Origin of the sequence: Streptomyces sp. NPDC059003 (assembly GCF_042740445.1) — a bacterium.
Taxonomy (GTDB): Bacteria; Actinomycetota; Actinomycetes; order Streptomycetales; family Streptomycetaceae; genus Streptomyces.
The window spans coordinates 1-21,076 of sequence record NZ_JBHYJH010000130.1 but is presented as its reverse complement, the minus strand read 5'-3'; the positions used below and the strand labels follow the sequence as shown (position 1 = coordinate 21,076).

20 protein-coding genes are annotated in these 21,076 nt (G+C 73.7%); 8 read left to right on the top strand and 12 right to left on the bottom strand.

Translation table 11 applies throughout. The annotated features are described in order from the left end of the window. Positions 1 to 141 precede the first annotated feature (141 nt). Both ACFWZ5_RS33445 and ACFWZ5_RS33440 read left to right on the top strand, forming a co-directional pair. Positions 142 to 735: an ArsR/SmtB family transcription factor gene (locus ACFWZ5_RS33445; protein ID WP_384795462.1), complete on the top strand. Its 594-nt coding sequence runs from the start codon at positions 142 to 144 to the stop codon at positions 733 to 735. A gap of 14 nt (positions 736 to 749) precedes the next feature. Then, the gene (locus ACFWZ5_RS33440; protein ID WP_384891673.1) at positions 750 to 2,006 is read left to right on the top strand and encodes an MFS transporter; all 1,257 of its coding nucleotides are present in this window, start codon (positions 750 to 752) and stop codon (positions 2,004 to 2,006) included. Between the two features lie 120 nt (positions 2,007 to 2,126). Here the strand turns inward: ACFWZ5_RS33440 and ACFWZ5_RS33435 are convergent, their stop codons facing one another. Then, complete coding sequence (locus tag ACFWZ5_RS33435) at positions 2,127 to 2,876, bottom strand: TIGR00730 family Rossman fold protein (protein WP_384804592.1); 750 nt, start codon at positions 2,874 to 2,876, stop codon at positions 2,127 to 2,129. 74 nt (positions 2,877 to 2,950) lie between these two features. Then, positions 2,951 to 4,042 carry a succinyl-diaminopimelate desuccinylase gene (gene dapE, locus ACFWZ5_RS33430; RefSeq protein WP_384804594.1) on the bottom strand — a complete coding sequence of 364 codons (1,092 nt, stop codon included), beginning with the start codon at positions 4,040 to 4,042 and terminating at the stop codon, positions 2,951 to 2,953. A 103-nt stretch (positions 4,043 to 4,145) separates the two neighbouring features. On the opposite strand from dapE, the gene ACFWZ5_RS33425 reads away from it, so the two are divergent. Beyond that, positions 4,146 to 5,105: a heavy metal transporter gene (locus ACFWZ5_RS33425; protein ID WP_384804596.1), complete on the top strand. Its 960-nt coding sequence runs from the start codon at positions 4,146 to 4,148 to the stop codon at positions 5,103 to 5,105. Between the two features lie 301 nt (positions 5,106 to 5,406). Continuing rightward, positions 5,407 to 5,847 (top strand): ATP-binding protein, encoded by a 441-nt coding sequence (locus ACFWZ5_RS33420; RefSeq protein ID WP_384804598.1) that lies wholly within the window; start codon positions 5,407 to 5,409, stop codon positions 5,845 to 5,847. A gap of 157 nt (positions 5,848 to 6,004) precedes the next feature. Here the strand turns inward: ACFWZ5_RS33420 and ACFWZ5_RS33415 are convergent, their stop codons facing one another. Beyond that, positions 6,005 to 7,099 (bottom strand): bifunctional succinyldiaminopimelate transaminase/glutamate-prephenate aminotransferase, encoded by a 1,095-nt coding sequence (locus tag ACFWZ5_RS33415; protein ID WP_384804600.1) that lies wholly within the window; start codon positions 7,097 to 7,099, stop codon positions 6,005 to 6,007. A 97-nt stretch (positions 7,100 to 7,196) separates the two neighbouring features. Beyond that, a complete protein-coding gene (fdxA, locus tag ACFWZ5_RS33410; RefSeq protein WP_384804602.1) occupies positions 7,197 to 7,517 on the bottom strand; it encodes a ferredoxin in 321 nt (106 codons plus the stop codon). Between the two features lie 143 nt (positions 7,518 to 7,660). Between fdxA and ACFWZ5_RS33405 the strand changes: the two genes are divergently transcribed. The 3 genes from ACFWZ5_RS33405 (at position 7,661) to ACFWZ5_RS33395 (ending at position 10,723) form a co-directional block, all read left to right on the top strand. Further along, positions 7,661 to 8,680 (top strand): GNAT family N-acetyltransferase, encoded by a 1,020-nt coding sequence (locus ACFWZ5_RS33405; RefSeq protein WP_384804604.1) that lies wholly within the window; start codon positions 7,661 to 7,663, stop codon positions 8,678 to 8,680. Positions 8,681 to 8,917: 237 nt separating this feature from the next. Then, positions 8,918 to 9,772, top strand: coding sequence for a transglutaminase-like domain-containing protein (locus ACFWZ5_RS33400; RefSeq protein ID WP_384804606.1), 855 nt, complete (start codon positions 8,918 to 8,920; stop codon positions 9,770 to 9,772). A 102-nt stretch (positions 9,773 to 9,874) separates the two neighbouring features. Continuing rightward, positions 9,875 to 10,723 (top strand): tetratricopeptide repeat protein, encoded by an 849-nt coding sequence (locus ACFWZ5_RS33395; protein ID WP_384804608.1) that lies wholly within the window; start codon positions 9,875 to 9,877, stop codon positions 10,721 to 10,723. 99 nt (positions 10,724 to 10,822) lie between these two features. Here the strand turns inward: ACFWZ5_RS33395 and ACFWZ5_RS33390 are convergent, their stop codons facing one another. From ACFWZ5_RS33390 to ACFWZ5_RS33355, 8 genes are all read right to left on the bottom strand, one after another. Beyond that, positions 10,823 to 11,473, bottom strand: a complete 651-nt coding sequence (locus ACFWZ5_RS33390) for a response regulator transcription factor (RefSeq protein WP_384891670.1) — start codon at positions 11,471 to 11,473, stop codon at positions 10,823 to 10,825. Then, positions 11,470 to 12,726 (bottom strand): sensor histidine kinase, encoded by a 1,257-nt coding sequence (locus ACFWZ5_RS33385; RefSeq protein WP_384804235.1) that lies wholly within the window; start codon positions 12,724 to 12,726, stop codon positions 11,470 to 11,472. Before ACFWZ5_RS33385 ends, ACFWZ5_RS33390 begins: the two co-directional genes overlap by 4 nt. Further along, on the bottom strand, positions 12,723 to 13,469 hold the full coding sequence (locus ACFWZ5_RS33380; RefSeq protein ID WP_384804237.1) for an ABC transporter permease: 747 nt from the start codon (positions 13,467 to 13,469) through the stop codon (positions 12,723 to 12,725). The genes ACFWZ5_RS33385 and ACFWZ5_RS33380 overlap by 4 nt, the downstream gene beginning before the upstream one ends. Further along, positions 13,466 to 14,422, bottom strand: coding sequence for an ABC transporter ATP-binding protein (locus ACFWZ5_RS33375; RefSeq protein WP_384804246.1), 957 nt, complete (start codon positions 14,420 to 14,422; stop codon positions 13,466 to 13,468). The genes ACFWZ5_RS33380 and ACFWZ5_RS33375 overlap by 4 nt, the downstream gene beginning before the upstream one ends. A gap of 230 nt (positions 14,423 to 14,652) precedes the next feature. Next, positions 14,653 to 16,809 carry a hypothetical protein gene (locus tag ACFWZ5_RS33370; RefSeq protein WP_384804239.1) on the bottom strand — a complete coding sequence of 719 codons (2,157 nt, stop codon included), beginning with the start codon at positions 16,807 to 16,809 and terminating at the stop codon, positions 14,653 to 14,655. 140 nt (positions 16,810 to 16,949) lie between these two features. Then, positions 16,950 to 17,318, bottom strand: a complete 369-nt coding sequence (locus tag ACFWZ5_RS33365) for a DUF6113 family protein (protein ID WP_384804248.1) — start codon at positions 17,316 to 17,318, stop codon at positions 16,950 to 16,952. 140 nt (positions 17,319 to 17,458) lie between these two features. Then, a complete protein-coding gene (gene mshB / locus ACFWZ5_RS33360; RefSeq protein ID WP_384804241.1) occupies positions 17,459 to 18,367 on the bottom strand; it encodes an N-acetyl-1-D-myo-inositol-2-amino-2-deoxy-alpha-D-glucopyranoside deacetylase in 909 nt (302 codons plus the stop codon). A gap of 59 nt (positions 18,368 to 18,426) precedes the next feature. Beyond that, positions 18,427 to 18,621, bottom strand: a complete 195-nt coding sequence (locus ACFWZ5_RS33355; RefSeq protein WP_384804243.1) for a hypothetical protein — start codon at positions 18,619 to 18,621, stop codon at positions 18,427 to 18,429. 170 nt (positions 18,622 to 18,791) lie between these two features. Here ACFWZ5_RS33355 and ACFWZ5_RS33350 point away from each other — a divergent pair, with 170 nt between their 5' ends. After that, a complete protein-coding gene (locus ACFWZ5_RS33350) occupies positions 18,792 to 20,999 on the top strand; it encodes a prolyl oligopeptidase family serine peptidase (protein ID WP_384804244.1) in 2,208 nt (735 codons plus the stop codon). The last annotated feature ends 77 nt before the right edge of the window (positions 21,000 to 21,076 follow it).

Genomic DNA, 21,076 nt, shown 5'->3' with positions numbered 1-21,076 from the left:
TCCCCGCTGGTCGGCGCCGTGTGAGCGCCGTGTGAGCCCCGGCCACGAAGGCAGTGGCCGGGGCTCTGTCGTCCCAAGATGGGAAAGAAAAGTTCCGCAATATAAATTGCGCAACTTTTCCTTCCCATCTACGGTGAGGGCATGAGCGACAAGCCGGAGAACCGCCGCATCACCGATCTGGGGACGCTCAAGGCCCTCGGTCACCCCCTGCGCCTGAAGCTGTACCGCGCCCTGTACGTCCGCCGCACGGCCACGGCGTCCCAGCTCGCCGAAGAGGTCGACGGCGCGGTCTCGCTCGTCAGCTACCACCTGCGCAAGCTCGCCGAGCACGGGCTCATCGAGGAGGCCCCGGGGGCCCAGCGCGGCGACGGCCGCGAGCGCTGGTGGCGGCCCGCGCAGGAGGGGCTGAGCTTCCACCGCCGGGACTTCGCCGACGCCCCCGAGAAGCTGGCCGCGCACACCGCCGTGAGCCGCACGGTCGTCGAGCAGCGCACCGACGCCTATCTGCGCTACCTCGACGAACAGGCCGCCTGGAGCCCCGAGTGGCAGGCGGCCGCGGACGGCTGCGACTTCCTGCTCCGGCTCACCGCGGCCGAACTCGCCGAGCTCAACGACGAGGTGCGCGCCGTCATCAAGAAGTTCACCGACCGCGGCAACGCCGCCCACGACACGGGCGCCACCGAAGGCCGCGAGAACGTCGCCGTGCACCTGTACGGCTTCCCGTTCCGGACCTGAGGGACTGATGCCCGGTGACCGCCACCGAACGCCGCGCCCCCGCGCCCGCCCTCGCCCCCGGCCGACCGGCCCACCGGGACGCCAACGTCCTGCGCTGGCTGGCCGCGTACACCGCGTCCATGGTCGGCGACAGCGTCTACTTCGTGGCCCTGTCCTGGGCCGCGGCCCGCGGCGGCGCCGCGCAGACCGGGCTCGTCCTCGCCGTCGGCGCCGTGCCGCGGGCGGCGCTCATGCTCGGCGGGGGAGTCGTCGCGGACCGGTTCGGGCCGCGCCGGGTCGTCATCGGCAGCGACGCCGTGCGCTGCGCGGTGGTCCTCGCCCTGGCCGCGCTCCTGTGGCTGACCGCGCCGGGCCTGTGGCTGCTCGCCGTGGTCGCGCTGGTCTTCGGCGCCGTCGACGCGCTGTTCCTGCCCGCCGTCGGCGCGCTGCCGCCGCGCGTCACCGCGCCCGGACAGCTCGCCCGCGTCCAGGGCCTGCGGGGCCTCGCCCAGCGCGTCGCCACGGTCACCTCGGCGCCCCTCGGCGGCGCCGCCGTCGCCGTGGGCGGGCCGACGGCGGGCTTCGCCGTGGCCGGTGCGCTGTTCGCGGTGTCGCTGCCGCTGCTGTACGCCGTCCACGTACGGGAGCTGCCCGCCGACGACCGCGTGGGCGCGCCGGAGGAGACGGCGTGGCGGCAACTGGCCGGCGGACTGCGGTACATACGCGGCCACCGGGTCCTCGCGCCCCTCATGGCCGTCATCGCCGTCACCGAGATCGGCTTCGCCGTGCCCGCCAACATCGGGCTCGTCCTGCTCGCCGACGAACGGGGCTGGGGCGCGGCGGGCATGGGGTGGACCGTGGCCGGGTTCGGGGTCGGCGCGGGGCTCGCCGCGCTGGGCGTCGCCGTGCGGGGCCGCGTGCCGCGGGCCGGGGCCGTCGCGGGGTGGGTGGTGCTGCCCGGGGCCGCGGCGGTGGGGGCGCTCGCCTTCGTGCCGTCCGTGGGGTGGGCGGTGGTGGCCGCCGTCCTGGTGGGGCTGTTGTTCGGGCTGAGCGGGGCGCTGTGCAACGCGCTGCTGCAGACGGTCACCGCGCCCGCCTATATGGGGCGGGTCACCTCCGTGGCCGGGCTCCTGACCCTCGGCGTGCCACCGCTGTGCTACCCCCTCACGGGGGTGGCCATCGGGGCCTGGGGCGTGGAGCCGGTCTTCGTGGCGGGGGCCGTGGTGAGCTGGGTGGGGGCGGGGGTGGGGCTGGGGGTGGCGGGGTTGCGACGGGCTGAGCTGTCGCGGTGACCCCCTAGCCCGCCCCTTCCCGAACCAGGGGGCTCCGCCCCCTGGACCCCCTTTTATCCGCGCTTCGCGCTCGTCCTCAAACGCCGGACGGGCTATGAATAGCCCGTCCGGCGTTTGAGGTCAGCGGCCCACCTCCTTCGTCACCAGGGCGACCGCTTCGTCCACCTCGTCCGTCACGTGGAACAGGAGGAGGTCCTTCTCGGAGGCTTTGCCTTGGGCAACCACCGTGTCGCGGAGCCAGTCGACGAGCCCGCCCCAGTACGCGGAGCCGAAGAGGACGATGGGGAAGCGGGTGACCTTGCGGGTCTGGACGAGGGTGAGGGCCTCGAAGAGCTCGTCGAGGGTGCCGAGCCCGCCGGGCAGGACCACGAAGCCCTGTGCGTACTTCACGAACATCGTCTTGCGGACGAAGAAGTAGCGGAAGTTGACGCCGATGTCGACGTGCGGGTTGAGCCCCTGCTCGAAGGGGAGCTCGATGCCGAGGCCGACGGAGATGCCCTTGGCCTCGCGGGCGCCCTTGTTGGCGGCCTCCATGGCGCCGGGCCCGCCCCCGGTGATGACCGCGAAGCCCGCGTCGACCAGGGCCTTGCCGATGCGGACCCCCGCCTCGTACTCGGGCGAGTCGGGGCGGGTGCGCGCGGACCCGAAGACGCTGATGGCGCTGGGGAGTTCGGCGAGCGCGCCGAAGCCCTCGACGAACTCGGACTGGATGCGCATGACCCGCCAGGGGTCGGTGTGCACCCATTCCGAGTCGCCCTCGGTGTCGAGGAGCCGCTGGTCGGTGGTCCCGGGTGTGACCTGGTCACGCCGCCGCACCACCGGCCCCAGGTGCTGCTCCTCCGGCGGACCCTGTGCTTCCGGACTGCCCATGAACATCCCCTTCCACTGACGTGTGCCACTTCAGCGTAGGTCCCGGGGCGTTACGGGCGGCGTAATAACAGAAGTCAGGAGGTGAGCCAGGCGCGGAGGCGGTGCTCGGCCTCCGGGATCAGGGACGCCCGTACGCGCTCGTCGACCTTGTGGGCGAGGAGCTGGGCGCCGGGGCCGTAGTTCACGGCGGGCACGCCGAGGGAGCTGAAGCGGGCCACGTCGGTCCAGCCGAACTTGGGCCGGGCCTCGCCGCCGACGGCCGCCATGAAGGCCGCCGCCGCGGGGTGCGTGAGCCCGGGGCGCGCGCCGCCCGTGTGGTCGTCCACGACGAACTCGTCGACGCCGCAGTCCGCGAAGTAGTCGCGCACGAAGGCCTCGGCCTCCTCCGGCGTGCGGTCCGGCGCGTAGCGGAAGTTGACGACGACCGTGCACGCGTCGGGGATGACGTTGTTCGCCACGCCCGCCTCGACGCGGACGGCGTTGAGGCCCTCGTGGTACTGGAGGCCGTCGACGACCGGCGTGCGCGGTTCGTACGCGGCCAGCTTCGCGAGGATCGGGGCGGCCGCGTGGATCGCGTTGGCGCCCATCCACGCGCGCGCGGAGTGCGCCCGCTCGCCCGTCGTCCGCAGGAAGACCCGCAGCGTGCCCTGGCAGCCGCCCTCGACCTGGCCGTCGGTGGGTTCGAGGAGCACCGCGAAGTCGCCCGCCAGCCAGTCCGGGTGGGCCTCGGCCACGTGCCCCAGGCCGTTGAGGTGCGCGGCGACCTCCTCGTTGTCGTAGAAGACGAAGGTGAGGTCGCGGTTGGGCTCGGTGACCGTCTGCGCGATGCGCAGCTGCACGGCGACGCCGGACTTCATGTCGCAGGTGCCGCAGCCCCACAGCACGCCGTCCTCATCCAGGCGGGACGGCACGTTGTCGGCGATCGGCACGGTGTCGATGTGGCCCGCGAGGATGACGCGTTCGGCGCGGCCCAGGTGGGTGCGGGCCACGACGTTGTTGCCGTACCGGTCGACCGTCAGGTGGGGCAGGGCGCGCAGGGCGGTCTCGATGGCGTCCGCGAGTGCCCGCTCCTCGCCGCTCGGCGACGGGAAGTCGACGAGGGCCGCGGTGAGCGCGGCGGCGTCGAGCGTGAGATCGAGTGCGGGCTGGGCTGGGGTCCGGTCCATGGAATCGACCCTAACCCCGGCCGCCGCGGCGTCTCCCTGCGTGCCCGCTCGTGCACGGTCGGTGTGGCCGGAGTTGTCAGTGGGCTCCAGTACCTTGGTCCCCGTGTCCGAGCCGTCCCGCTTCGTCCGGCGCGGCCGCCTCCTGCGCGTCGGGGCGGCCCTCGCCGTGCTGCTCGCGGTCGTGGCCTATGTGGTGATCCAGTACGTGGGCGGCGGCCGGCCCGCGCGGTGCACGGTGGTGTCGGACAACGGCGACGGGGCGACGTACGAACTGAGCGCGGAGCAGGCGGTCAACGCCGCGACGGTGGCCGCCGTCGGCACCCGGCGCGGCATGCCCGAGCGCGCGGTGACCATCGCCCTCGCGACCGCGCTCCAGGAGTCGGCCCTGCACAACATCCGGCACGGCGACCGGGATTCGCTCGGCCTGTTCCAGCAGCGCCCCTCTCAGGGCTGGGGCACCGAGCGCCAGATCATGGACCCGGTGTACGCGACGGAGCGGTTCTACGCCCGCCTGGACCGGGTCCCCGGCTATTCGCGGCTGCCCCTGACGGTCGCCGCCCAGCGCGTGCAGCGCAGCGGCTTCCCGCAGGCGTACGCGAAGCACGAGCCTGACGCCGTGCTGCTCGCCGCCGCGCTCACGGGGCGGGCGCCCGCGACCTTCACGTGCGCGGGGCCGCCGGGCGCGGAGCCGGGCGGTCCGGGTGCGGTGCGGCGGGCCCTGGTGCGGGACTTCGGGCGCGACGTGCTGCCCGACGGCGGTGCCTCCGCGCGCGGGCGGACGGTGCGCGTCCCGGTGGCGGGCGTGGCCGCCGCCGTACCGGAAGGTGGTGCTCCGCAGCGCGGCTGGGAGCTGGCCCACTGGGCCGTGGCCAATGCCTCGGCGCTGCACATCGAGCGGGTGACCTATGCGGGACGCGAGTGGAATGCCGGGAACAGCGGGACTGCCGGGGATTCGGGTGACGCGTGGCGAAGGGTGAAATCCGGCCCCGAAAAGTCGCGCGCCGGGCATCCCCCAGCGAGCGGAAGCGGTACTCCCGAAGTCCGAATCGTCGCTGGGCAGTAGTACGGGGCATCACTCGGACGAGGCACGGCGGCGCCCGCGCGGTGACGACGCGCACGGGCTTTCGCGTGACTCCCGCGCGGGCCCGTAATTCCTTGAGAACAAAGGGAATTGAGCGGGTCGGAAGACCCCGGAGTGCATGACCTTTGCCCGATTTTATCCGCAGCCGATAATGCGACGCATTACCAACTCTTTACGTTGCCGCGCCGCAACCTTCGGGAGCCTCGAGCGGTAGTCACTGCGTCCGAGCGCCGGAGACGGTCCGGTCGGACACACCACCGTTCTCTCCCGTCTAAGGAGCATCATGTCCCTCCCCCTGACCCGCCGGATCGCCCGTGCCGCGCTGCTCGTTGCGGCGGGAGCGGCGCCCGTGGTCGGTGCGGCCGGCTCCGCGAGCGCCGTCGACCTCCCGACCGCCGCCCCCAACGTGAGCGGAGTCACCGCGGTGGACGGCGCCCAGCTGGGCAGCACTGTCGACGGCGCGGCCCAGCACGTCAGCGGTCTCGCGGGCGAGGCCGGCGGCAAGGCCGTGGCGAAGGGCGTCCCCGCCACGGGGAAGACCGCGGGCAAGACCGTGAAGAAGGGGGCGCCCGCCGCGCAGAAGGCCGCGGATGACGTGGCCGGGAGTGCGGGTGAGGTGCTTGAGGGGGCGGCCGGCAATGCGAAGGGTGGTCTGCCGACGGGCGCGCTGGGTAAGGGGCTGCCCACCGAGCAGCTGCCGGTGAAGGATCTGCCCGTCGGCTGACGCCGGGCTTTGCATTGTGGGTGCGGGAGGTGTCATGCCTCCCGCACCCTCTTTCGTTGTGCGCGCCCGGCTCGTGGGCTGTGCCCACCCGTTCCGCCCTCTGGGCGGACCAGCTGCCCACAGCGGGGGCGGTCAGTCAGGCTGCCCACAGCAAGGACTACCCGAGGCGGGAGACTGCCGCCTGGACTCGTTCGTCTGTGGCTGTCAGGGCCACTCTGATGAAGTTTTCGCCCGCCTTGCCGTAGAAGTCGCCGGGGGCCGCCAGGATGCCGAGGGTGGCGAGGTGGGCGACCGTGGTCCAGCAGGACTCGTCGCGGGTGGCCCACAAGTAGAGGCTGGCCTCGCTGTGTTCGATGCGGAAGCCGTGGCCGACGAGGGCCTCGCGGAGGGCGGTGCGGCGGGCGGCGTAGCGCTCGCGCTGTTCGCGCACGTGGGTGTCGTCGCCCAGGGCCGCGATCACCGCCGCCTGCGTCGGCGCGGACGTCATCATGCCGCCGTGCTTGCGGATCTGGAGCAGCTCGCCGAGGACGGCGGCGTCACCGGCCAGGAAGGCCGCGCGGTACCCCGCGAGGTTCGAGCGCTTGGAGAGGGAGTGGACGGCCACGACGCCCTCGTACGAACCGCCGCACACGTCCGGGTGCAGGACCGACGTCGGGTCGGCCTCCCAGCCCAGTTCCAGGTAGCACTCGTCGCTGACGACCAGGACGCCGTGCTCGCGCGCCCACGCCACGGCGCGGGTCAGTTCGTCCTTTGACAGGACACGGCCGGTCGGGTTGGAGGGTGAGTTGAGCCAGAGGAGCTTGAGGCTCGTGGGGTCCAGTTCCGTCGGGTCGTCGTACGTGACGTGCTCCGCGCGGGCCAGGCGCGCGCCGACCTCGTACGTCGGGTAGGCGAGGCGCGGGTAGGCCACCCTGTCTCCCGGGCCGAGGCCCAGCTGGGTGGGGAGCCAGGCGACGAGCTCCTTGGAGCCGACGATCGGCAGGACGTTGCGATGGGTGACGCCGCGCGCCCCGAGGCGGCGCTCGCACCAGCCGGTGAGCGCGTCCCGCAGCTCCGGCGTGCCCCACACCGTCGGATAGCCCGGCGAGTCGGCGGCCGCGATCAGCGCCTTCTGGATCAGCTCGGGCACGGGGTCGACGGGCGTGCCCACGGAGAGGTCGACGATGCCGTCGGGGTGGGCGGCGGCCGTCGCCTTGTAGGGCTCGAGCTTGTCCCAGGGGAAGGTGGGCAGGCGGTCGGAGACTGCTGACACGGACTGACTCCCGCGGTGCGTAGTTCTCTGTACAAACGCCCCGGTCCCGTACAGCGAAATTCGCCGTACGGGACCGGGGCGGCGCTCATCGGGCCGCTTATCCGTTCTGCGGCGGCAGCGCGGCGATGAAGGCGTGGTCGCGCTCGATCAGGCCGAGCTTGCTGGCGCCACCGGGCGAGCCGAGCTCGTCGAAGAACTCGACGTTCGCCTTGTAGTAGTCCTTCCACTCTTCAGGAGTGTCGTCTTCGTAGAAGATCGCCTCGACCGGGCAGACCGGTTCGCAGGCTCCACAGTCGACGCATTCGTCCGGGTGGATGTACAAGGACCGATTGCCCTCGTAAATGCAGTCGACCGGGCACTCCTCGATGCACGCCTTGTCCTTGACGTCGACACAAGGCTGCGCGATGACGTAGGTCACGCTGTCGTTCCTCCTCGATACGGGCGTTGGCGGGCCGTCCTCAGGCTCCGCTCGCCTGGCGCGCGGGAGCGCGGCGTCGTCGATGCCCGCACCTAGTATCTCCGTTCCCGGGCAAGATCCGAACAGGAGGGGCGTACAGAGCTGTGGAATTCACTGCGGGCGGACGGCTCGAGGTCCGCATCACCCCTGCTGACGTGGGCAAACGCGTATCGGTCCGACGCCTGAGCGATGGTGGAGCGCCCAGCGCGGGATTCACCGACACGGTGGGTGTTCTCACATCGTGGAATGACGGTGTGCTCATGATCACACGCAGGGACGGCGAAAGCGTCCGGATCGCGGAGAACGTGCTCGTCGCCGGGAAGGTCGTGCCGGCCGCGCCCGCCCGCAGGCGCGGACCCGCGGCCTCGTACGAGGAGTTGGCGCGGGTCTGCGCGCGGTCGTGGCGGCCGGTGGAGAGCGAGCGGCTCGGGGAGTGGGAGCTGCGGGCGGCTTCGGGGTTCACGCGGCGGGCCAACTCGGCGCTGCCGCTGGGCGATCCGGGCCGTCCGCTCGACGAGGCCCTGGCGTTCGTGCGGAGCTGGTACGCGGACCGGGGGCTGCCCGCGTACATCCAGGCGGCGACCGGCGCCGAAGGTACTCAGGAGGCGCTGTGCGCGGAGCTCGACGCGCGCGGCTGGCGGCGGGAGGTGACGACCCGGGTGCACATCGGCGGACTCGCGCCGGTCGGGGACCTGGACGCGGACGCGGGGCGCGTCGTCCTGTCCCGGGACGTCGACGCGGCCTGGCTGCGGCGCTACCGGCGGTCCGCGGAGCCGGGCCCGCATGTGCGCGAGGTACTGACGAGCGGGCCGTCGGTGTGGTTCGCTTCCGTGCCCGGCGACAGCGGCGACGGGGCCGCACCCGCGGCGATCGGGCGCTGCGTGGTCGACGGCCGGTGGGCGGGCTTCATGGCGGTCGAGGTGGATCCGGCGCGGCGGCGCGAGGGCCTGGCCACGGCCGTGATGACGGCGCTCGCGCGGCGGGCGCTCGACGAGGGCGCGTCGGCGGCGTGGCTCCAGGTGGAGGAGGACAACGACGGGGCGCGGGCGCTGTACGACGGGATGGGCTTCGCGCTGCACCACCGCTACCACCACTTCCGCGAGCCGGAGCGGCCGGCGGGGTAGCCGGACGCGGCCCGGCCGCGCCCCTGTGACGGCCCGGGCCCGTACGACGCAGACAGCAGCGGACGCGTACGACGAAGGCACGGCACGCGGCCACGGCGTACGCGGAGCACGTCGGGAGGACGGGCGCGACGCGGACGGTCGTGGACGCGTACGACGAACACAGCACGGGAAGCAGCTCCACCGGCACCACCGCCCCGGCCCCGCCGGACCGGCCCACACAGAAACGACGAGGCAGGGATGCGCGCACAGCCCGCGAAGTCCAGTGAATGGCGGCGCAGATTCGCCGACGAGGCCAGGTCGGAGCGGCCCGACCTGTCGCTGCTCTGCCTGCTCCTGAGCGGCGAGGCGGACCCGGCGCTCGACGAGGCGGGCATCGACGCGGCGCAGATCGAACTGGACACGCTGGCCGGGCAGTTGCCGTTCCGGCCGGGCGGGCCGCGCGCGTGGGCGTCGGCGGTGTCCGAACTCCTCGGCGGGCGCCACGGTTTCCACGGCACGGCCGTCGACTACCAGCGCCTGGAGTCCTCGCTCCTGCACGAGGTGCTGCGGAGCAAGCGCGGCCTGCCGATCCTGCTCTCGGTGCTGTGGATCGAGGTGGCGCGCCGCGCGGGCGCCCCCGTGTACGGCGTGGCCCTTCCCGGGCACTTCGTCGTCGGCTTCGGCAGCCCGGACGCGTACGGCAAGCCGGAGCAGGTCCTGGCCGACCCGTTCAACGGCGGGCGGCTGCTCACCCATGAGGACGCCGGGCAGCTGGTGGCGCAGACGACGGGCGGCAAGCTCAATCCGTCGCTCCTGACGGCGGCCGACCCGCTGAACATCATGCTGCGCATCCTCAACAACATCCGCGCGTGGGCGGCGGCCCGCTCCGAGCGCTCCCACGTGGCGCTGTGGGCCCTGGAACTGTCGCTGCTGCTGCCGTCGCACCCGGCGCGCCTGCGCTACGAGCGGGCCCAGCTGCTGGTCGAGCGCGGCGACTTCCTCGCGGGGGCGCGGGGCCTTGAGGAGTACGCCGACGTGGTGGCGTCGATCGAGCCGACGACGGCGGACCGGGTGCGGCAGCAGGCGCGGGCGGCGCGGGCGAAGCTCAACTAGCCGTTCGCTACGGCGGCCGGTACGGGTCGGCGCTGTACAGCCCGCCCACGCTGTCCAGGGCGGCGACCACTAGGGATCGGCCCGGCAGGGCACCAGGGACGTATGCACTCCCGACCTGCCCGGACCACACGCTGGCGCCGGGCCTTCGCCGCCGAGGCGCGTGCCGAGCGGCCCGACCTCGCGCTGCTGTGCCTGCTGATCGGCGCGGAGGCGGACCCCGTGTTCGGCGAAGCGGGCCTGTCGGCGGTGCGGCGGCAGTTCGACCAGCTCGCGGAGCTGCTGCCGCGCCGCCCCGCCGGGCCGCCCGAGTGGGCCGCCGCGACGGCCGAACTCCTCGGTGCCCGCTTCGGGTTCAGGGGCCGTCCCGGTGACTACCAGCACCTGGAGTCCTCCCTCCTCCACCATGTGCTGCGGCGCAGACGCGGCCTGCCGATCCTGCTCTCGGTCGTGTGGATCGAGGTGGCGCGGCGCGCGGGCGCCCCGGTGTACGGCGTGGCGCTTCCCGGGCACTTCGTGGTGGGGTTCGGCAGACCCGACTCCGGCGAGGAGGCCGTGCTCGCCGATCCGTTCGGCGGCGGGCGCGTACTGAGCTGTGCGGACGCGCAGTTGCTGGTCGCGGGCGCCACCGGGGCGCCGCTCGACCCGGCGATGCTGCGGCCCGCGGAGCCCCTGGACATCGTCCTGCGCGTCCTCAACAACATCCGCGTGTGGGCCGCCGCCCGGCCCGAGCGCTCCGACGTCGCCCTGTGGGCCGTCGACCTCGCCCTGCTCCTGCCGGCGCACGAGGACCGCCTGCACCACGACCGGGCGCTGATCCTCGTGCGGCTCGGCGACTTCCGCGCGGGCGCCGCCGAGCTCGACCGCTACGCCGACACGCTCGCCGCCACCGACGAGGCGGCGGCGGAACGGGTGCGGCAGCAGGCACGGGCGGCGCGGGCGCGGCTCAACTGACGGCGCGGCCCCCACCGGCTGCGCGGACCCAACCAGCTGCGCGGCCCCAAGCGGCGGCGCGGGCGGGCGCGTTCACACCGGCGGCGCGGGCGGGCGCGTTCACAGCCAGCCCTTCTCGCGGGCCACGGTCACCGCCTCGGCGCGGTTGCGCGCGGCGAGCTTCTGGATCGCGGTGGAGAGGTAGTTGCGCACCGTGCCCTGGGAGAGGTGCAGGGCGGCGGCGAGCTCGGCGTTCGTGGCGCCGTCGGCGGCGGCGCGCAGGACCTCCCGCTCCCGGTCGGTGAGCGGGTTGGCGCCCTCGGCGAGGGCGGCCGCCGCGAGCGTGGGGTCGATGACCCGCTCCCCCGCGAGGACCCGGCGCACGGCGTCGGCGAGCTGGGCGGCGGGCGCGTCCTTGACCAGGAAGGCGGCCGCCCCGGCCTCCATGGCGCTGCGCAGATAGCCGGGGCGGCCGAACGTGGTGAGCACGACGATCTTCAACCGCGGCAGCTCGGCACGGAGTTCCGCCGCCGCCTCGATGCCCGTGCGCCCCGGCATCTCGATGTCGAGGAGCGCCACGTCCACGGCGTGGGCGCGCGCCGCCTCCAGGACCTCGTCGCCCCGGGCGACCTGGGCGACCACCTCGATGTCCGGTTCGAGGCCGAGCAGCGCGGCCAGCGCCTCGCGGACCATCGACTGGTCCTCGGCGAGCAGCACCCGGATGGGGGCGCCGGTACCGGAAGGGCCGTCGGGGACTTGCGTGCCGGTCATGCGGGAGATCCTAGAGCGGACGCGGCGGCGGCCCGCGCCGGGTCCTGGTCGAGCGGCACCCGCGCGGTGAGCCGGAAGCCCGGCCGCCCCTTGCGCCCGCCGTCGCGCCCCGTGCCCGGGCCCACGTCGAGCACGCCGCCGACCGCCTCCATGCGCTCGGTGAGCCCCGTCAGGCCGTTGCCGTGCGTGCGGCCGGGCGCAAGGCCCACGCCGTCGTCCTCGACCGCGAGCTCCAGGACGGGGCCCGCGAGGGTCTGGCGGGCGGTGAGCGTGACCGTGCAGGTGCGGGCGCCGCTGTGCCGCACCACGTTGGTCACGGCCTCGCGCAGCGCCCAGGCGAGCGCGGCCTCCCGCTCCTCGTCCGGCGCGAGCCCCGAGTCCGGCCCCTCCAGGGGGATGTGGGCGTCGATGCCCGCCGCGAGGAGCGCCGTGCGGGCCCCGGCGAGCTGTCCGGGCAGCGTGAGCCTGCGGTAGCCGGTGACGGCCTCGCGCACGTCCACCAGGGCCTGGCGGCTGACCTGTTCGATGTCGGCGACCTGCTGGGCGGCCTTGTCGGGGTGGTCGGGCAGCATCCGACCGGCGAGCTCGCTCTTCAGGGTGATCAGGGAGAGCGAGTGGCCGAGCAGGTCGTGCAGGTCACGGGCGAGGCGCAGGCGCTCCTCGTTGGCGGCGAGCTGGGCGACGGTGGCGCGGGCCTGGCGCAGCTGGACCGTCGTACGGATCAGATGGCCCACGCCGGACATCGCGAAGCCGACCAGGAACGTCGTCACGCCGAGCCCGGTGATCAGGTCCGTCGCGTCCGCGCCCTGGGCATACACGCCGATCACCAGCATCAGCACGGTCACGGCCGGGATGACGCACAGGGCCTGCCGCATCGGCAGGGCGGCGCCCGCCGAGACCGCGACGTACACCCACAGCCCGAGCCAGGCGCTGTCCATGCCGATCGACAGGGCGGCGGCGAGGGCCACGAGCACCCCGAACGTCAGATGCACCATCCGCCACTGGTGCACCTTCGTGGTGTACCGGAAGACCATCGAGAGGTAGCAGCCGATGAACGCCGCGAGCCCGAGCCAGCCGAGCACGGTCGCCGCGAGGGGGCGCCCGCCCTCCACCAGGTCCCGCACCGGCGCGGCCATGAAGACCAGCCAGATGCCGATCCAGACGAGCTTCACGCGGGCCTGGCGGCGGTTCAGGGGCGCGTACCCGAAGGTCTGCAGGGGGTGGTGCCGTTCGAGGTCCAGTGGTTCGTTCACGCCTTCAGTGTGTCCTTCCGGTACAGCCAGGCGGCGGCGCCCGTGAAGAGCAGGAAGTACGCGGCGAGCAGCGCGAGGTCCCCGGCGTGCGGGGCGTCGCCCACCTCGATGGCCCGGCCGAGCGCGGCGTACGCGTGCGTGGGCAGCCAGTCGGCGATGGACCGCAGCCAGTCGGGGAACGTCGTCGACGGCATCCACAGGCCGCCGAGCAGCGACAGGCCGAAGTACACGATCATGCTGATCGGGCGCACCGTGTCGCCCGTCGCGAGGTAGCCGACCGCCACGCCGAGCGCGGCGAAGCACAGACTGCCCGCCCAGATCGCGGCCGTCAGGGCGAGCCACTGCCAGGCGTCCAGGCGGACGTCCTTGACCAGGGCGCCGACGAGGAAGACCACGACGATCGCCGGGAGGCTGACCACGGCCGCGCTCGCCGTCTTGGCGATGACGTAGCCGCGGCCCGGCAGGCTGGTCAGGCGCAACTGCCGCACCCAGCCGCTCTCGCGCTCCTTGGCGATGCGCTCGCTGTTGCCCATGAGGACGGCGGTGAGCGCGCCGAACGACGCCATCGACACCATCAGGTACGCGGACACGCTCAGGCCGCTGTCGCCGACCTTGCCGGCGCCGCCGTTGCTGCCGGAGACGATCAGGAAGAGCATCGCCGGATAGAGCACGGAGAAGAACTGGAACTTCTTGTTGCGCAGGGCCCGGCTGATCTCGAGCCGGACGAGGGACGTGCTCTTCATGCGGACTTGGCCTCCTCGGCCTCCGTGATCGCGACGAAGGCCTGCTCCAGGCCGAGGCCCGCGACCTCGAGATTGCGTGGATGGACACCGAGCCCGTACAGCGCGTGCACGGTCGCGTCGGCGTCGGTGGACTGGAGGCGGACCGTGTGGCCCGACACGTCGACGGTGGAGAGGAACGGCAGCTCCCGCAGCTCCTGGGCGAGCTCCCGGGCCCGCTCCCCCCGGAGCTCGTCCAGGTCGAAGCTGACCTTGCGGGCGCCCGCCTTCGCCTTGATGTCGGCGGCGGTGCCGTCCGCGAGGATCCGGCCGCGGTGCAGGACCAGGACCCGGTCCGCGATCGCGTCGGCCTCCTCCAGGTAGTGCGTGGCGAACAGGACCGCGCGGCCCTGGTCGGCCTGCTCCCGGATGGTCGCCCAGAACGCCTGGCGGGCCGTGACGTCCATGCCGGTCGTCGGCTCGTCGAGGACGATCAGGTCGCACGCGCCCGCGGTGGCGAGCGCGAAGCGCACGCGCTGCTCCTGGCCGCCGGAGAGCTTGTTGACCTTGCGGTCCGCGATCTCGGTGATGCCGGCGCGGGCCAGGACGTCGTTGACGCGGTACGACCGAGGGTGCAGCTCGCAGGCGAGGCGCACCAGTTCGCGGACGGTCACCTCGTCCATCAGGCCGCCGCTCTGCAGCATCGCCCCGACCCGGCCCGCGGTGATCGCCTCGCGCGGGCTGGTGCCGAACACGCTCACCGTGCCGCTGTCCGGGCGCCGCAGGCCGAGCAGCAGGTCGAGCGTGGAGGACTTGCCCGCGCCGTTCGGCCCGAGCAGCGCCACGGTCTCGCCGGGGTGGAGTTCAAGGGTGAGCCCGTCGACGGCGCGCACGTCGCCGTACGACTTGGTCACCCGGTCGAAGGTCACGGCGCTCCCCCGCGGTCCCGTGGCCGTCCGCCCCGTTGTCTCTGTCATCGTCATGTCCCCCATCGTTGCTGGTCAGGGGGTTGCCACGGCAGTGTCGTCCGTGCCGATCTTCAGATGACAGATGTCATGTACGGGGGGTGACACGGGTACGGGCGGCGCCTGGCCGTGTCCTGTCACGGGGACAACGGCGGGCCCTCGGACCCGCCCCGACGACGAACGGCGGCCGGGCGTGCAGGTGTGCGCCTGCCGCCCGACCGCCGCCGGAGAGCCGGCCTCCGCTAGCTCGCGTTCGTCTCGATGACGCCGATCCGCTCGGCGGGCGTCCTGCCCTGGAGGGCCTTGCCCATGGCCTGGGCGACGTCCGTCGGCTGCACCGGCGTCTTCTTGCCGTTGCCGCGCTGGATCAGGATGCCGTCGAAGGTGTTGCCGTAGAGCTTCTTGAGCTCCACGAGGTCGTACGTCTGCGACAGCTTGCCGCCGTCGACGACCTTCACGCCGAGCACCTTCGGCAGCGACACCGCCGGGCCCAGCGGGATCGACGCGCTGGTCCCCTTGACCATGACGGTGACGTTGGCGGACATCGCGGGCTTCGCGAACCGCTTCATGAACGCGTCGACCTCGGCGTCCGAGACCGTCGGCTTGCGGTTGGTGACCGGCACCGCGACGGTGCCCGCGCTGCCCGTCTCGACCTGCTTCTTGTACGCCGCCGCGACGGCGTCCGAGGCCTTCTCGGCGTCGATGCCCTTGCCCGCCTTGCCGTAGACGGGGACGGCCTTGCCGGGCACGAACTTGACCGTGCCCTCCTTGGCCGATCCCGAGCCGCCCGCGGCCCGCTCCAGGGCGGCCGCCAGCTTCTCCTCGTCTACGGGCATCTCGGGCTCGACGACGCGCTCGCCGCCGAACAGGCCGCCGACCACGGACACGGGGTTGTAGTCGCTGCCCGCGGCGGCCCGCACGGTGGCCTGGCTGTCGAGGGTGAGCCCGGCCTGGTCGGGCTTGAGGGTGACCTGCTCGCCGCCCACGGTCAGCTTCAGCGGCTTGTTGACGCGCTCGCCGAGGGCCGCGTCGAGCTTCTTGACGGCCTCGTCGCGGGTGCCGCCGCCGATGTCGACGCCGAGCACGGTGGTGCCCTTCGGGACGTCGGCGTGGTTCATCAGGAGGCCCGCGCCGTACGCGCCGCAGCCGATGACGACGACCACGCCGACGAGCAGGACCAGCTTGTTGCGGCCCTTCTTCTTCGCCTTCTTCGCCGCCGGGGCGGCCGGGGCGCTGGGCTTGGCCGGCTCGGGCAGCTTCGGCGGCGTGTGCGGCACCGGCTCGTCGCGGTGCGCGCCCGGCGCGAAGGGCGCGTTCTGGGCGTTCTGCGGGTGCGGCGGGACGACCGGGATGCCGCTGTTCAGCGTGTCGCCGGAGACGTTGCCGCCGGGCGCGCCGGGCACCGTTGAGCCGGGGACGCCGGGGACGCCGGACGCGGGCGGGCGGGAGGCGCCGGGGCCGCCGGGACCGCCGGGGCCGCCGGGCACGGGCTTCTGCGGCGTGAGGATGGCGGTGTCGTCGCTCATGCGCCCCGGGCCGCCGGGCGGACCCGCGAGCGGGTCGGACAGCGGGTCGGTGAGCGGGTCGGGGTCGGCCGGGGGCTCGGGCGGCAGCATCGGGCCGTCACCGGTCACCGGGCCGCCGGTGGGGCCGTCGGGACCGTCGGACGGCCCCGGGTACCCGGGCGCGGCGTACTCGCCGTCCCCGGAGAAGTACGGCAGGTCCCCGCGCTGCGGCTCGCCTCCGCGCGGCTCGCTTCCGCGCGGGGCGCCGGAGCCGAGGGGCCCGGCCGCCACGGCGCCGGACACGTCGAAGCCGCCCGAGCCGGAATCACCCGAACCGGTGGCCGGGGCGGTTCCGCCCTTCGGGGGGGTCTTGCGCGGCGCGAACCAGTCGCTGGTCTTCTCGTCGTCGGCCGAGGCCCCGCCCGGCTCCCCCGACGCGTCGCCGACCGCCGCCCGCATGGAACCGGACGATGAGCTTCCGGGTCCGCCGCTCGCCTCGGATCCCGGGATGGCGGAGGGGGCGGAGAGGGCAGGAGAGGACAGTGCCGCGCCACCCGCACCGCCCAGGGCGCCCGCGCCCGAAGCGGCGCCCGCGCCCGACCCCGCGCCGTCCGACCGCCCCGGCTCCGCGCCTCTGTCGCCGTCGGCGTCACCGACCGGTGTGCGCATGACGACGGGCGGGATGGGCCGCGAACCGGGGATGTTGATCCGGATGCGGGTGGTCAGCGTGGTCTCGGTCTTGGGTTCGCCGGACCGCTCGTCGCCGGGACCGGTCCCGTCCGCGCCGGGCGCGATGCCCTGCGCGGGCGAGCCGTACGGCGGCGTCCCCGAGGGGTAGGCGGCTCCCGAGCGCCCCTGGGGTCCGGAGGACGAACTGTCAGTTTCACGACTCAAGGCAGGTTCTCCTGGTTGGCTCCGCCGCCCGTCTCGACCACTCGGGCGGCTCGGCGGCGCGCACCACCATACTGGCCGCCGTCGTCGGTCATCCCGTGACCGGCGTCAAACCCCTGCGGGACACGGGCCGAAGTGGTACGTCACTTGCCAAGTCGGGCGGTGGGCGACCCTGGTTGCGGTCGCTGCCAGAGCGTGGCACACATCACAGCCACCCCCATACCGCCCAGGAGGAAGACGTACGAGCCGAGTCCGGCCCCGAACACGAAGTCGCCCTCCGGGCGCGTCGCCGTGAGGAGCATGACGGCGACGAGCCACCCCGCCGCGGGCGCGATCGCCCCGGCTCTGGTGCCGGTCGCGCACGACCCGCCGTAGAAGGCGCCGGCGGAGCCGACGAGCGCGAGCAGCAACCCGCCCGGGAACCAGCCCTGTTGGACGAGGGCGCCCGCGACGCCGACGACGGCGCCGAGCAGGAAGAGCGCGACGTACGCGACCAGGCGCGCGGCGTTCAGCGGCTGCGCGAGGAAGCCGCCGGGCGCGGGCGCTGCCGCCGCGGGGCCCGCCGCCTTGGGCGTGCCCGCGTTCTTGGGCGTGCCCGCCTTCTTGGGCGCCTGGGCGCCCTTGGCCGTCGAGGAGGCCTTGGACCGCGTGCTCACTGCGTCACCCTTCCGAGGTCGAGGCCCGCGAACAGATCCGTCTCGCGGCTTCCGTCCACCGTGCCCGCCTCGCCTCGCACCAGTTCGTAGTACTCCACGTCGAAGATCGGCTGGGCGAGGGCGTTCGACAGCACGAACAGCGGCCCGTCCACCTCGATCTGCGTCGCGTGGGCCCGCATGGCCGCCGCCTTGGCCGCGGCGAAGGCCCGCCCGTCGATCTCCGTCGTGATCCGCTCGTCGTCGGTCACGCCGGGGACGTCGGCGACGCTCGCGGCGGCCGTGAACGACGAGTCCTCCAGCGCGTCCGCGAGCCACCGGAAGCGCTCCTCGACGACCGTGCGGGGCGCCCGGTTCCAGTACACCTTGTCGATCACGTGCGGCTCGCCCAGGTCGGCGCGGAAGGCGCCCTCGCCCGCGAGGTCCGCGGCGCGCATGGCGACGCGGTGGGCCTGGATGTGGTCGGGGTGGCCGTAGCCCCCGTCCGGGTCGTAGGTCACGAGGACCTGGGGCCGCACCTCGCGGATCACCTCGACGAGGGACGCCGCGGCCTCGTCGACGTCGGCGGACCAGAAGGCGCCGGGGCGGTGGTTCTGCTCGGTGCCCATCATCCCGGAGTCCCGGTAGCGTCCGGTGCCGCCGAGGAAGCGGTGGTCGGCGACGCCGAGCTCCTTCATCGCGGCGGCGAGCTCGCCGATGCGGTGCGCGCCGAGCGTGTCCTCGCGGTCGGGCGCGAGATGCGCGAGCTCGGCCGGGATGACCTCGCCCTCCTCGCCGAGCGTGCAGGTCACCACCGTGACACGGGCGCCCTCGGCCGCGTACTTGGCCATGGTCGCGCCGTTGTTGATCGACTCGTCGTCGGGGTGCGCGTGCACGAGGAGCAGGCGCCGGGCGGGCAGTTCCGTCATGGGAACAGCCTACGAGCCCGGCGTGCACTCGCGGCGCGTAGCCCGGCGACTACCGCCGGTCAGAACTTTATGTCCTCGATCACGTTCGCCAGGTTCGTCGACAGTTCGTCGATGGTCGGTGCCATCGACGAGCTCGCCAGATAGAAACCGAGCAGGCCGCAGACGATCGCGTGAATCGTCTTGAGCCCCTGCTTCCGCACCAGCATGACCACGATGATGGCCAGCAGCAGCACCACCGAGACCGAAAGCACCACGGCGGATCACCTCCCACTTCCCCAAGCCGCACCCCAGCCCTGCCGGCGGAGTCCTACCCCGACCGCCAGCAAGGTCATACCCACCACGCGGTACGGATCATAACTATCCGTGGAATGGCATGAGTCGGAGCACCGCAGCACGCGGGTCGCACGGCGCATAGGCTCGACGGATGACCACCGAGATCCCCGAAACCAGCGGCCCCGCCGACGGCTCGGCCGGACGGCTCTCCTTCCCGCGCCAGCATGCCCGCACCCAGCGCTTCTCCCTCGGTACGCCGCGCGCGTTCACCGTGGCGCCCGACGGTTCGCGGGTCGTCTTCGTCCGGTCCTCGTCCGGCACCGACCGCGCCAACCAGCTGTGGGTCCTCGACCTCGCGAACGGCGCGGCCGAGGCCGCCGAGCGGATCGCCGCCGACCCGCGGACGCTGCTGAACGGCTCGTCGGAGCACCTGTCCGCGGCGGAGCGCGCGCGCCGCGAGCGCAGCCGCGAGGGCGGCGCCGGCGTCGTCGGCTACGCCACGGACGCGGCCGTGGAGCTCGCGGCCTTCACCCTCTCGGGCCGCCTGTTCGCCGCGGAGCTGCGCGCGGGCACGGCCCGCGAACTGCCCGTGCCGGGCCCGGTGATCGACCCGCGGCCCTCTCCGGACGGCCGCCACATCGCGTACGTCGCCGACGGCGCCCTGCGCGTCACCGGCGCCGACGGCACGGGCGACCGCGCCCTGGCCGCGCCCGACGGGGCCGACGGGGCCGACGGGGCCGACGGGGCCGACGGCGCCACCGTGACGTACGGGCTCGCCGAGTTCATCGCGGCCGAGGAGATGAGCCGGCACCGGGGCTTCTGGTGGTCGCCCGCGTCGGACCGGCTCCTCGTCGCGCGGGTGGACGACGCGCCCGTACAGCGCTGGTGGATCGCCGATCCCGCGCACCCGGACCAGGAGCCCGCGCAGGTGGCGTACCCGGCGGCGGGCACGCCCAACGCGGAGGTGCGGCTCTTCGTGGTGGACCTGGACGGGGCGCGCACGGAGGTCGTCTGGGACCGGGAGCGCTACCCGTACCTGGCGCGCGTGCACTGGTCGGCCAGCGGGGCGCCGCTGATCCTCGTCCAGGCCCGCGACCAGCGCAGCGCGCTGTATCTGGCCGTGGCCCCGGACGACGGATCGACCCGGATGGTGCACGCCGACGAGGACGACGACTGGCTCGAACTGTTCCCCGGCGCGCCCTGCTGGTCGCCCAGCGGGCAGCTCGTGCGGATCGCGGACGAGGGCGGCGCGCGGGTCCTCGCGGTGGGCGAACGGCCGCTCACGGGGCCGCAGTTGCACGTCCGCGCGGTGCTCGACGTGACCGACGACTCCGTCCTGATCTCGGCGTCCGCGGGCGAGGCCGCCACCGACCCGGCCATCGGCGAGGTGCACGTCTACCGCGTCAACGAGCTCGGCGTGGAGCGGATCTCCCAGGAGCCCGGGGTGCACTCGGCGGTCCGTGCGGGCGACATCACGGTGCTGGTTTCGGCCACTCTCGACCATTCCGGCTCACACGTCCGTGTGCTGCGCGACGGCAAGCAGACGGCGACCATCGCCTCACACGCCCAGCGGCCGGGGCTCACCCCGCGCGTGACGCTCGTCGAAGGAGGCGCGCGGCGGATTCCGTGCGCCGTCCTGCTTCCGACGGGGTACGACCCCGCCGACGGGCCGCTCCCCGTCCTGCTCGACCCGTACGGCGGTCCGCACGCCCAGCGCGTCCTCGCGGCGCGGAACATGTTCCTCACGTCCCAGTGGTTCGCCGACCAGGGCTTCGCAGTCGTCGTCGCGGACGGGCGCGGCACGCCGGGCCGCTCCCCCGCCTGGGAGAAGTCCATCAACGGCGACCTGACCCGGACCCTCGACGACCAGGTCGAGGCCCTCCACTCCCTCGCCGACCGCTTCCCGCTCGACCTGACGCGCGTGGCGATCCGCGGCTGGTCGTACGGCGGCTACCTCTCGGCGCTTGCCGCGCTGCGCCGCCCCGACGTCTTCCACGCGGCGGTGGTCGGCGCGCCGGTCACGGACCTGCGCCTGTACGACACCCACTACATGGAGCGGTACCTGGGCGACCCGCGGACCTCGCCCGAGACGTACCGGGGCAGCTCGCTCATCGCGGACGACGGCCTCGTCGACCCCGCCGAGCCGCACCGGCCGCTCATGATCATCCACGGTCTCGCCGACGACAACGTGGTCGTCGCGCACGGCCTCAGGCTCTCCTCCGCGCTCCTCGCCGCCGGGCGCCCGCACGAGGTCCTCCCCCTCTCGGGGGTCACGCACATGACCCCCCAGGAGCAGGTCGCCGAAAATCTGCTCCTGCTCCAGGTCGACTTCCTGAAGCGGTCGCTCGGCCTCGCGTGACACGGCGACCGGCCGGGACGACATGGCTCGCCCCGGCCGGTCCAACGGCACCCGCACGGCCGTACGCCACCAGGGTC

Excerpts from the sequence above, each read along its gene's own strand:
- ACFWZ5_RS33375 (WP_384804246.1), bottom strand. The coding sequence starts at position 14,422 with ATGACAGAGACAACGGGGCGGACGGCCACGGGACCGCGGGGGAGCGCC.
- ACFWZ5_RS33420 (WP_384804598.1), top strand. The coding sequence starts at position 5,407 with ATGTCCCTCCCCCTGACCCGCCGGATCGCCCGTGCCGCGCTGCTCGTT.
- ACFWZ5_RS33400 (WP_384804606.1), top strand. The coding sequence starts at position 8,918 with ATGCGCGCACAGCCCGCGAAGTCCAGTGAATGGCGGCGCAGATTCGCC.
- dapE (WP_384804594.1), bottom strand. The coding sequence starts at position 4,042 with ATGGACCGGACCCCAGCCCAGCCCGCACTCGATCTCACGCTCGACGCC.
- ACFWZ5_RS33395 (WP_384804608.1), top strand. The coding sequence starts at position 9,875 with ATGCACTCCCGACCTGCCCGGACCACACGCTGGCGCCGGGCCTTCGCC.
- ACFWZ5_RS33380 (WP_384804237.1), bottom strand. The coding sequence starts at position 13,469 with ATGAAGAGCACGTCCCTCGTCCGGCTCGAGATCAGCCGGGCCCTGCGC.
- ACFWZ5_RS33445 (WP_384795462.1), top strand. The coding sequence starts at position 142 with ATGAGCGACAAGCCGGAGAACCGCCGCATCACCGATCTGGGGACGCTC.
- mshB (WP_384804241.1), bottom strand. The coding sequence starts at position 18,367 with ATGACGGAACTGCCCGCCCGGCGCCTGCTCCTCGTGCACGCGCACCCC.
- ACFWZ5_RS33390 (WP_384891670.1), bottom strand. The coding sequence starts at position 11,473 with ATGACCGGCACGCAAGTCCCCGACGGCCCTTCCGGTACCGGCGCCCCC.
- ACFWZ5_RS33435 (WP_384804592.1), bottom strand. The coding sequence starts at position 2,876 with ATGGGCAGTCCGGAAGCACAGGGTCCGCCGGAGGAGCAGCACCTGGGG.
- ACFWZ5_RS33350 (WP_384804244.1), top strand. The coding sequence starts at position 18,792 with ATGACCACCGAGATCCCCGAAACCAGCGGCCCCGCCGACGGCTCGGCC.